Source organism: Pelosinus sp. IPA-1, from assembly GCF_030269905.1.
Classification (GTDB): Bacteria; Bacillota; Negativicutes; order DSM-13327; family DSM-13327; genus Pelosinus.
In genome coordinates this window covers 137664-148930 of the sequence record NZ_BSVC01000010.1, presented here as the reverse complement: position 1 = coordinate 148930, position 11267 = coordinate 137664, and the positions used below count along the sequence as shown (strand labels likewise).

Below are 11267 nucleotides of genomic sequence, written 5' to 3'. Positions count from 1 at the left end.
AAAATGTAGATTGACAATGTTGGAATTATCAGATATTATGAAAAAAGATTCATGTTTATTGGTTTCAGAAACCGATAAACATCCTCTAGTAGGGAGAATATAGATGGAAAAAAGTAAAACGAATATCACAATTGCGGATGTTGCTAAAAGAGCAGGAGTTTCTAAGACAACAATATCAAGATATCTGAATGGGAAGTTTGAATTTATGTCGGCTGAATCCCAACAGAGGATTAAAGGTATTATTGAGGAATTAAATTTTCGTCCTAATAATTTGGCGAGAAGCTTAAAATCAAGTAAGAGCCATCTAATTGGCGTACTAATTGCTGATATCAGCAATCCATTTTCTTCTATATTGGTAAAGGGTATTACAGATTACTGTAAACAATGTGGATATAATGTTGTGGTTGCCAACACAGATAATGATAGTGAAAAAGAACGAGAATATATTTTATCGATGATTGATCAAAGAGTAGAAGGCTTAATTATCAATGTGTCAGGCGATAATAACGAATTTTTACGCGATATTGCAGAGAATCACGTTCCTATTGTATTAGCTGATAGACCTATTTTTCCTACTATGTTTGATACTGTTAAAACAAATGACTATCAAGCTACTATTGATGCGATTACCTATCTTGCAGAAGAAGGATTTACAAAAGTAGGCTATTTTACAGAACCGATTAATAACATTGGAACTCGAATGATTCGGCAGCAGGCCTATAAGGAAGCATGTCACATGCTACAATTGGAGCCACAAGAATATGTGATTGATAGTAAAGATGAAAGTGGTATTGAAAATCAAGTGCAACAATTTCTGGCTCACAATCAGGGACAGACAAATGCAATATTTACTGCTAATGGTGTCACTATGATAAGTGTATTAGGGGCAATGCATCGTTTGGGTCTAACTATCCCGCAAGATGTTGCCATATGCGGTTTTGATAACTGGCCTTGGATGGAGTTGATTGGACCAGGAATCACGGTAGTGTCCCAGCCTTTTTATGATGTTGGTGTTGAGTGCGTCAAACGTATGATGTTTAGATTAGAAGAAAATTCGAAAAGTAGTCCTGAGGTCATTGAATTGGAAAGTCAATTCATTATTAGAGGATCTACTAAGCTAAAAAAATAAAAAATTTTTAACTTAGTAACCGATAAACTAAAACGGTAAACTATTATTTGAGAAGTTGATATTTTTTTGATTTAGAAACCGATAAACGAAATTGGTAAACTAAAGCATTTAGTAAAATTGAGGAGGCAGATTTTGAAGAGGATGAGAGAAAATATTGTTATCAACACGATTGTTTTTAAGGAGTTGATTGATGCAGGAATTAGACAGTGGCAAACATTTGAATTAGTTAAATCTTTGGGAGTATCGAAAATTGAGATTCGCCGAGAGTGGATTGTCGATTTCCCTGGGGAAATAAAGCAAATGGTGCTAGAAGCAGAGAAACAAAAAATTCAATTGCTATATTCAGTTCCAGTCGACCTTTTCAGTAAAAAACGTTTTGATCGTAGTAACGTTCTTTCTTGCCTAGATGAGGCTGAACGTATGCAGATGAAGATGGTAAAGTTTACGATTGGTGATTTTGATGCTAGTAATGTTGAAGAAATTGAAGCCTTAAAAGCTAGCTTACAAAAAAGAAATATGGTTGTCACTGTAGAAAATGATCAAACTCTGTTAAGTGGGAAAGTAACAGTGCTAAAAGAGTTTTTAGATTGTTGTAAAGAATATGAAATTCCTATTTACTGTACTTACGATATCGGCAACTGGTGTTGGGTTAATGAAAATCCAGTGAGTAATACTTCTCAACTTGGAGAATATGTGAAATATATCCACTTGAAGGATGTAATTTATGAAAACGACGAACCAGTTGCTCGTGCTTTGGATCAAGGGCAATTGGATTGGCGGGCAATACTAAAGATGCTGCCGCAAAATGTTCCTTTGGGGATTGAATATCCTTGTGGCCCTAAGCCAGTTGAAGTGTTAAAGGGCGCGATTGAAAGAATAGTAGATCCTAATTAAGTAATTCTAGAATCATAATACTCACTAGGGCATTCGATATTATTTTTGTTTTAAATGACAGGAGGAAAATATATGTGTGAAATTCTTACTCTTGGAGAACCTATGGCACTCTTTTTAGCCAATCAAAAGGGAGAGCTTGATAAAATCGAAGAATTTACTAAGCTTGTTGCAGGTGCAGAAGTAAACTTTGCAATCGGCATGGCGCGACTAGGTCATGAGGTAGCTTATATTACAAAGTTAGGAGAAGATCCTTTTGGAACATATATTAATCGGTTTCTTTTAGAAAATAACATTGATACTCGGTATGTGACCTATGATGCAGGGCATTTTACAGGCTTTCAATTAAAATCAAAAGTAGAAATCGGTGATCCAGAAGTCTTTTATTTTCGCAGGCATTCAGCAGCCTCTCACTTACACACAGAAGATGTTAGTAATATTCTCTGGGACAAAGTCAAACATCTTCATTTAACAGGAATACCTCCTGCTCTATCTTCTACTTGCCGGGAAGTGAGTTACAAACTAATGGCAGCTGCTAGAGAAAAAGGGATTTCTATTTCCTTTGATACCAACTTACGACCACAATTATGGAAAAGTAAGGACGAAATGGTAAGTGTTATTAATGATTTAGCTTTTCTCAGCGATCTTGTATTACCTGGGGTTAATGAAGGTAAAATCTTAACAGGTAGTGATGATCCAAATCAGATTGCTGACTTCTATTTGAAAGAAGGGGTGTCCACTGTCGTTATTAAGTTAGGTGAGAAGGGGGCTTTTGTTAAAACACAAGATTCTTCTTTCGAAGTGCAGGGGTTCAAGGTGGAAAAGGTCGTAGATACTGTGGGTGCAGGAGATGGATTTGCCGTAGGTGTAGTAAGTGGCCTGCAGGCTGGTCTATCCCTTAAAGAGGCAGTAGTGAGGGGAAATGCGATTGGAGCATTAGCAGTCATGTTCCCAGGTGATAATGATGGATTACCAAATTCACTACAACTTGAATCATATTTGCAGACTAATTTTGGATAACAGGGTGTAGAAAACTAGTTTTGTAAAAAAATGTAGGTGTGAGGGAGATGAGTATTTGGTTAAGGTATTAGTAACGGCAAGATCATTTGCATTATGTGATGAGGCAAAAGCCCTCTTGGAATCCCAAGGATATTTAATTACATGGAATCCAGTTGGAAGGCCTTTAAAAGAAGCAGAACTCTTAGAGTTAATACCAGGAATGGATGCGTTGATTACAGGGACGGATGAGGTAACTGAAAAGGTAATTGCAGCAGGAATGCCTACCCTTAAAGTTATCGGTAAATATGGCGTAGGGTATGACAATATTAATGTTGCTGCTGCGAAAGAACATGGGATACAAGTGACCTATACTCCAGGCGTTCTGACGAAATCAGTAGCTGAATTAGCCATGGGACTATTAATGGCAGTGACTCGTAATATTGCCGCTATGGACCAATTGGTACGGCAAGGAAAATGGGAAAGAATTACGGGAACAGAGCTATCAGGTAAAACGTTAGGAATTGTAGGAACAGGAAATATCGGTAGGGAAGTTGTTAAAAGGGCTGCGGCCTTTGATATGAATATAATAGCTTTCGATGTTTGGCCTAATCCTGACTTTGCTGCTCAGTATGGAATCAAGTATGTATCGTTGGAAGAGCTCTTTAAAAAAGCAGACTTTATCTCATTGCACGCACCTTCTACCCCTGAAACCGTTGGTATGATTCATGCAAAAAGCTTGCAAAGTATGAAAAATACAGCTGTACTTATCAATACAGCCCGTGGCGATCTGATTGTTGAGAAAGATCTAATTAAGGCCTTGCAGGAAGGGGTAATTGCTGGTGCGGGTTTAGATACTTTTGCAGTGGAACCTCTGCTTGATGAACGATTTTTTAGTTTGAAAAATGTTGTCTTAACCCCACATGCCGGTTCAAATACTCGTGAAACGGTGGCAAGAATGAGCATAATGGTTGCTACTGATGTGGTAGCAGTTTTAGGTGGCAATCTACCTCACTATCCTGTGAGGTAGCATAGCAAGATGTGAGTAGGGTATAAAAATGTTAAGAGAAGAAGGAGAAAGTAAAATGGAAGTAAAAGCGTTGGCTCCTAGTCGTTGGATGAAATTGATTCCGTTGGCATTTATCACTTATAGCTTAGCTTATCTTGATCGGGCGAATTATAGTTTTGGGGCAGCTTCTGGCCTTGCTCGGGATCTGAACATTACGGCATCCGCATCCTCATTACTTGGTGCATTATTTTTCTTAGGGTATTTCTTTTTTCAAATTCCAGGTGCACTTTATGCTGAAAAACGCAGTGCAAAAAAACTCGTATTTTGGACATTGATCTTATGGGGTGGCTTGGCTACTGCAACAGGTATGGTTAACGATATCTCTGCCCTATATGTTATTCGATTTATGTTGGGGGTCGTGGAAAGCGTAGTTATGCCAGCGATGCTGGTATTTTTGAGCCATTGGTTTACTAAATCGGAGCGTTCTAGAGCCAATACTTTCTTGATTTTGGGGAATCCAATTACTGTATTATGGATGTCTATCGTATCAGGATATCTTGTAAATTCTTTTGGTTGGCGCTGGATGTTTATTATAGAAGGTATCCCTTCGATTATTTGGGCCGTTATTTGGTGGATGATGGTTACAGATCATCCCAAAGAAGCCAATTGGCTTACATCTTCTGAGAAAAAGGATATTGAAGAAGCCTTACTAGAAGAGCAGAAAGGCTTAAAACCAGTTAAAAATTACGCAGAAGCTTTCAAATCACCGAAGGTTATTACTCTTGCTTTTCAATATTTCTTTTGGAGTATTGGTGTTTATGGATTTGTGATGTGGCTACCATCTATTATTAAGTCCGCATCTAATATGGGGATCGTTGCTGCAGGTTGGCTCACTTCGGTACCTTATGCCTTGGCGGCAGCTTTGATGGTAATTGTTTCATACTATTCTGATAAAACGCAAAATCGCAAAGGTTTTGTATGGATATCCTTACTCATTGGTGCCATTGCCTTTTTCGGATCTTATTTATTAGGGGCTTCTAACTTTTGGCTATCTTATTTTCTGTTAGTTATTGCCGGTGGTGCGATGTATGCTCCATATGGACCATTTTTTGCCATCATTCCAGAAATTTTACCGAGAAATGTGGCAGGGGGAGCCATGGCACTCATTAATAGCTTTGGAGCGTTAGGTTCATTTGTCGGAGCTTATATTGTAGGGTATCTCAATGGTGCCACAGGCGGGCCAAGTGCATCCTATATATTTATGGCAAGCTCATTAGTACTAGCAGTCATACTGACATTGGTTACAAAAACCTCTTCTTCCGATGTAGCGACAACCCATATTGCGAACTAATTATTCTACTCTTATCGTACGACGTTTTGATAAGAAAAATCAATGTAATGGATTTTATCCGATGACTAAACCGCTCTAAGACTCCCATCTTCTATAAGTGTGAGTTAAGAGCGGCTAAGTCCCTGGATAAGTGCGACTAAGATTCAAATGGAGTTAAAACTCCATCTGAATCAAGTCTTCTTTATCTGTAGCCTAAGTTTGGGCAGTGGTGTTAATTCTTGAAATGAGTAGGGGGATTCTTATGGATAATGTATTATCAAAAATGCCCGCATACCAAAGGGCGATAGCAAAAGGGCACCTAGGTTCCTGTGGAGCTAACTATAAAAATTTAGATCGGCCAATCATTGCAGTAGTCAACTCATGGAATGAAATCGTACCAGGGCATGCACACCTTAGGGATTTAGCTGCTCATGTAAAACGGGGTATTATTGATAATGGTGGGCATCCATTAGAATTTAATACCATAGCGATTTGTGATGGTATTGCTCAAGGGCATGATGGAATGAGATATGTGTTACCAAGTCGTGAATTAATCAGTGACTCAATTGAAGTCATGATAAAAGCCCATGGTATTTTTGATGGAATGGTATTACTAGGTTCTTGTGATAAGATTGTGCCAGCTATGCTAATGGCGGCAGCAAAGTTAAATATTCCAACTGCCATGGTTACTGGGGGGCCTATGATCAATCAGATTAAACCCAGTGAATCTAAGAGCGCTCGTCAACAATTTATTCGTGGTGAAATTGATGAGGAAAAACTTGTTGAAGCAACGGTAAAGTATTATCCTACGGCTGGTATTTGTCCCTTTTTGGGAACAGCCAATACGATGAGTATTGCAGTAGAGACACTAGGCCTTTCCTTACCTGGATCTTCTCTAATACCAGCCATTAGTAGAGAGAAAGAACAAAATGCCTATGATACAGGTTACACGATTGTAAACTTGGTAAATCAAAATATACAACCCCGTGATATCATGACAAAAGAGGCATTTCATAATACAACAGCTGTTATTTTAGCTATGGGGGCTTCTTTAAATAGTGTATTGCATTTACCTGCCATTGCCAAAGAATGTGGTATTGAATGGACTTATCGTGATTTTGACCGTATTAGTCGTAAAACACCACTATTGACACAGGTGACGCCAAATGGTGGGGAATATACAGTAGCTGATCTTTATCCTGTTGGTGGAATTCCTACTATTATGAAGGAACTAATCCCTGTTTTAGCCACAAATACAGTAGGTGTGAATGGAAAAAGTTTGGCTGAAAACTTAGAAAGCGCTGCAGATGCAGATGGAGTTATTATTCACTCCTTTACAGATGCTTTTTCCAGGGAAGGTGGTATTGCTGTGTTATATGGTAATTTGGCACCAGAAGGGGCTGTCGTTAAGTGCTCCGCTGTTCCTAAAGAAAAATGGATATATTCAGGTCCTGCGAAGGTATTTGATTCAGAAGAAGCTTGCATTAATGCAGCGCAAAAAGACGAATTATCTTCTGGAGATGTACTTATAATTCGTAATGAGGGTCCTATTGGTGGCCCAGGAATGAGGGAGATGCATAGAGCCACTGAGATTATTGCTGCAGTGGGTGATGCTGCAATCGTTACAGATGGACGTTTCTCAGGGGCTTCGGGAGGATTGTCAATCGGATATCTTTCTCCAGAAGCTGCAGAAAAAGGACCCATTGCTTTTGTGCAAAATGGTGACAGAGTAAGTATCAATATTTACGAGCGAAGTATTCACTGGGAAATTACAGAAGAAGAATATCAAAACAGGAAAGAAAATTATCAACCAGTTATTAAGGACGTAGAAAGTGAATTTCTTAAATTATATGGAGCAAATACGACTTCTTCTGCTAAAGGCGCAGTTCGCCGTTAAAACATGAGTAGAATCGAAAGATCAGGAGGATAAAAAATTGGAGAAAGAAAAGGTAATCACTAAGATTATTGAGGGAGGCCTCGTTGCCGTTGTGCGAGCGCAAACCAAAGAAGAGGCAAAGAAGGTTACAGAAGCTTGCATTGCAGGTGGTGTTGTAGCCATTGAGATCACTTTTACCGTTCCAGGCGCTAATGAAATCATAAGTGAATTGGCAAAACTTTATTCACCAGAGGACATTCTACTTGGAGCTGGAACAGTTCTTGACCCAGAAACAGCAAGAATTGCTATTTTAAGTGGTGCGCAATATGTTGTATCTCCTTGTCTGAATGTAGACACTGTCAAATTATGCAATCGGTATCGGGTACCAATCATGCCAGGTGCAATGACTATTAGAGATGTAGTGGAAGGCATGGAAGCTGGTGCAGACATTATTAAAGTGTTCCCAGGGGAACTTTTCGGACCTGGTTTTATTAAAGCCATTAAGGGCCCTCTACCTCAGGCAAGACTGATGCCTACAGGCGGTGTTGGCGTTGATAATGTGGGAGAATGGATCAAGGCAGGCTGCGTGGCAGTGGGTGTAGGTAGTAACCTTACTGGAGGAGCCAAAACTGGTGATTATGCTTCTATTACAACAAAGGCTAAAGAATTCGTTGAGGCCATACGTTTAGCCAGAGCATGAGTTTTATGGGACATAGGATATAAGGAGTCTAGAAGAGTCAACTAGTACTCTCTATAGCACAATAAGAGTCCTGCAGACATTATCTGCAGGACTCTTGTTGTAAAACTACTTTAAGGGAGATTTTTAATAGTCTGTGTCCTCTAACAGTTCATTACCTGAAAAAGTATCAACACCTACTGTACATTCCATATCTGCAGTAGTACTCTTTTTTGCTTCTGTTGAAAGAATATTATTATTGGATTCAACTTCGCCATTAATGTTTTTGCCGTTCCATTGCTGATAAACTTTTTTATTATCCAAAAGATATACCTCCTTAATTAATAGAGCTGATAATAGTTTTCCAAATTAACAAGGCGATAGTCTGGTAATGTTTTTAATATAGCATCAAAAATAGAGAATTAAGTAGTAATTAATTTTTCGCATATTTATTAAGTAGATAAATTTTTGATATTGTCGTTATATTAATGATTTTTATAGAATATGGCTAAATAAGGGGAAATTTACTTGAAAAAACTTGTATATTTATTAAGTAAATGTTATAGTTTATAATATTTATTGGAATAAAAAGTGACAATAACTGACAAGTTGTATGAAATTATGTTAGAAAAATATCTTTTTTGAATCAGAAATATGATATTTTTTTGTATCAAATCTTTCTGGAAAAACTGAGAAATGTCAGGGCACACACAATAGTCTTACTATGTAAAGCGTTAGGGGGATAAAGTAATGCAGATTCGACAAAAAATTATTGTATCTTTAGCAGCAATCTTATTTTTAATGGTGGGGATGAGTGTATATTCATTATGGTCTTCTAATCAAATAAAAAAAGGTATCAATAATATTCAGACTAGTAATGCAGCGGCAATTACTGCAGCCAAAGCTGAAAATGAATATACGAGTGCAGTATTAGAAATCAGACGTTACATAGCAGATGGAGATGAAAAATATAGTAAAAACTTTGAGGAAAAGTTGACTGCTGTTGAGGAATTAGAAAAACAACTTCTTGCTTTGACGCCACCTGACAAGTTAAAAGATATAGAAAAACTAATTGATGATACGACTAAATATAAGACTGGTGTAGTGACTCGACTTATTCCAGTGTTGCGGGAACAACATAAAGATAGAATAGCTGGCAATATCGAAAAAGCGAATGAAAAAGCTCTGACAAGTGGTGCGATAACTCGTGAGTTAACACCATTTGCTCAGTCTATACAACAAACACTACATACTACTGTAGAAGAAAATGCTAAGCATGCTCTCGCAGAGGTGGATGAAGCCAACCATAATGTATCTTATAATGTGACTATGGCAATTACATTAAGTGTTATAGCTTTGATTTTGGGTGTAATACTGAGTGTCTACCTAACAAAACAGGTTACATATCCGATAAAGCATATCACAGCAGAGCTGACTACTATGGCAGCGGGCGATTTTTCAGGATCAATTCATCAAGGACTTAGCATGCGTTCCGATGAATTTGGTATTCTTGCCAAGTCGCTGACAGAAATGAAAGGTAATTTAAAACGACTTTTTTCACAAGTGCAAGAGAAAGTAGAGCAACTTTCAGCGGCATCAGAACAACTAACTGCTGGTGCAGAACAATCTGCGCAGGCTGCCACCTTAGTTGCTGATTCCATCATGGATGTAGCAGCAGGAACCGAAAAACAAGCAAATGCAGTTAATACTACCTTAACTGTGGCTGAAAAATCTGCTTCTGATGCGAAAGTAGTAGCTCAAAATGCGCAGCATGCCACGGACACATCCCAAAGAACAACTTCTGCGGCTCAAAATGGTGGTAAACTTATTAACTCGGCTGAAGAACAAATGGCGAATATCGAAGCTACTGTAGGAAATTCTGCGCAAGTTGTAGGCAAGTTAGGAGAACGCTCTAAGCACATAGGGCAAATTGTAGATACCATCTCTGGTATTGCTGGGCAAACCAATCTACTGGCTCTTAACGCAGCAATTGAAGCTGCTCGTGCAGGAGAGCAGGGTAAGGGCTTTGCTGTAGTCGCTGAAGAAGTACGTAAGCTTGCAGAGCAATCGGAAGAAGCAGCAAAACAAATTGCAACGTTAATTAGTGAAATTCAACAGGAAACGGAACAAGCTGTTTTGGTAATGAACACTGGTACGGAAGAAGTAAAGGATGGTACAAGAGTAGTTTTGGAGGCGGGGAATGCATTTAATCAGATTATCCAACTTGTAGGTGAGGTTACTACACAAGTTAAGGAAATTTCCAATGCCGCTAATCAAATTTCAATTGGGAGCCAAGATATTGTTGGCGCAGTTCGTGGGATTGATGAAGTCACCAAAGGGAATGCTCTTCAGACTCAAACTGTTTCCGCTGCAACTGAGCAGCAAACTGCATCTATGCAGGAAATTGCGGCAACTAGTCGCAGCCTTTCTCATATGGCAGAAGAATTGCAGGATGCTGTCCGTAAATTCAGAGTATAAAGAAATACTGTTACGTTTTTTACGGAATCAGAAAGTATAACACTTTCTTGATTCCAAGTAAGAACGACTAAGGCTTCTGCCTGCGTTCGAGGACTTGGCACAAGCCAAGTCTTTTCTTATAATCAATAACATTCAAAGACTAAGATGTAGGTGGCGTTTTTCACTCCACTTACATCTTAGTCTTTCTCTATCTGCAGGAATATGTAGCTAGAAGTCGAAATGTTTAAGAAACAGAACAATAGGTGTAATGAGAAAAAGATAGGAGGCTTACATATGATTTATACACGTACAGGTGATAAGGGAATGACTAGTCTGCTAGATGGTAGTCGCGTGCGGAAGAATAGCATACGCGTAGATAGTTACGGAACCATTGACGAGTTGAATTCATTATTAGGCTTTGGGAAGCATTTTATTATCAATTCAGCTATCGTAGAAAAAATCCATATTGTGCAGTTAGAGCTTTTTGCCGTCGCCGCTGAGCTAGCGGATCCTAAAGGGGAAATGTACCCTTCCAAAATCGGCGAGGCTGAAATTCTGCGTTTTGAAACTTGGATTGATGAATACGTCAAGCTTATGAATCCTGCTCCTAAATTTATAGTGCCAGGCAGCAGCCAGGCTTCTGGGATTCTACATGTAGCCCGTACTGTTTGCCGACGTGCTGAAAGGCTTATGACGTCACTAGAAGAGATAGAACCAGTAAGTTCATCTTTAATGAAATATGTAAATCGCTTGTCTGATGTATTATACACCTTTGCCCGCTTTTTGGAAGAACAGCAAGAATTGGTTAATTCATAACTAGGATTTTATGGAGTACAATAGACTGTAGCCTCACAAAATGGCATAATTTGTCTTTCGGGGCAAGCTATGCTTTATTTACGAGAT

Annotated in this window: 10 protein-coding genes; 9 read left to right on the top strand and 1 reads right to left on the bottom strand. The window is 38.6% G+C overall.

Going from position 1 to position 11267, the window contains the following annotated elements; genetic code table 11:
• Window positions 1-103 precede the first annotated feature (103 nt).
• From QSJ81_RS22070 to QSJ81_RS22040, 7 genes are all read left to right on the top strand, one after another.
• Window positions 104-1129, top strand: coding sequence for a LacI family DNA-binding transcriptional regulator (locus QSJ81_RS22070; RefSeq protein WP_285719509.1), 1026 nt, complete (start codon window positions 104-106; stop codon window positions 1127-1129).
• Window positions 1130-1261: 132 nt separating this feature from the next.
• On the top strand, window positions 1262-2023 hold the full coding sequence (locus QSJ81_RS22065) for a sugar phosphate isomerase/epimerase family protein (protein WP_285719508.1): 762 nt from the start codon (window positions 1262-1264) through the stop codon (window positions 2021-2023).
• A gap of 72 nt (window positions 2024-2095) precedes the next feature.
• Complete coding sequence (locus QSJ81_RS22060; RefSeq protein ID WP_285719507.1) at window positions 2096-3040, top strand: sugar kinase; 945 nt, start codon at window positions 2096-2098, stop codon at window positions 3038-3040.
• Between the two features lie 55 nt (window positions 3041-3095).
• On the top strand, window positions 3096-4046 hold the full coding sequence (locus QSJ81_RS22055; protein ID WP_285719506.1) for a phosphoglycerate dehydrogenase: 951 nt from the start codon (window positions 3096-3098) through the stop codon (window positions 4044-4046).
• A 28-nt stretch (window positions 4047-4074) separates the two neighbouring features.
• Complete coding sequence (locus tag QSJ81_RS22050; protein WP_285719505.1) at window positions 4075-5376, top strand: MFS transporter; 1302 nt, start codon at window positions 4075-4077, stop codon at window positions 5374-5376.
• 241 nt (window positions 5377-5617) lie between these two features.
• On the top strand, window positions 5618-7252 hold the full coding sequence (gene ilvD, locus QSJ81_RS22045; protein ID WP_285719504.1) for a dihydroxy-acid dehydratase: 1635 nt from the start codon (window positions 5618-5620) through the stop codon (window positions 7250-7252).
• Window positions 7253-7289: 37 nt separating this feature from the next.
• Window positions 7290-7931 carry a bifunctional 2-keto-4-hydroxyglutarate aldolase/2-keto-3-deoxy-6-phosphogluconate aldolase gene (locus QSJ81_RS22040; RefSeq protein ID WP_285719503.1) on the top strand — a complete coding sequence of 214 codons (642 nt, stop codon included), beginning with the start codon at window positions 7290-7292 and terminating at the stop codon, window positions 7929-7931.
• 123 nt (window positions 7932-8054) lie between these two features.
• Here QSJ81_RS22040 and QSJ81_RS22035 read toward each other — a convergent pair whose 3' ends face one another.
• The gene (locus tag QSJ81_RS22035) at window positions 8055-8231 is read right to left on the bottom strand and encodes a hypothetical protein (protein ID WP_285719502.1); all 177 of its coding nucleotides are present in this window, start codon (window positions 8229-8231) and stop codon (window positions 8055-8057) included.
• Window positions 8232-8657: 426 nt separating this feature from the next.
• Here QSJ81_RS22035 and QSJ81_RS22030 point away from each other — a divergent pair, with 426 nt between their 5' ends.
• Both QSJ81_RS22030 and QSJ81_RS22025 read left to right on the top strand, forming a co-directional pair.
• Complete coding sequence (locus QSJ81_RS22030; RefSeq protein ID WP_285719501.1) at window positions 8658-10385, top strand: methyl-accepting chemotaxis protein; 1728 nt, start codon at window positions 8658-8660, stop codon at window positions 10383-10385.
• 273 nt (window positions 10386-10658) lie between these two features.
• Window positions 10659-11180: a cob(I)yrinic acid a,c-diamide adenosyltransferase gene (locus QSJ81_RS22025; protein WP_285719500.1), complete on the top strand. Its 522-nt coding sequence runs from the start codon at window positions 10659-10661 to the stop codon at window positions 11178-11180.
• The last annotated feature ends 87 nt before the right edge of the window (window positions 11181-11267 follow it).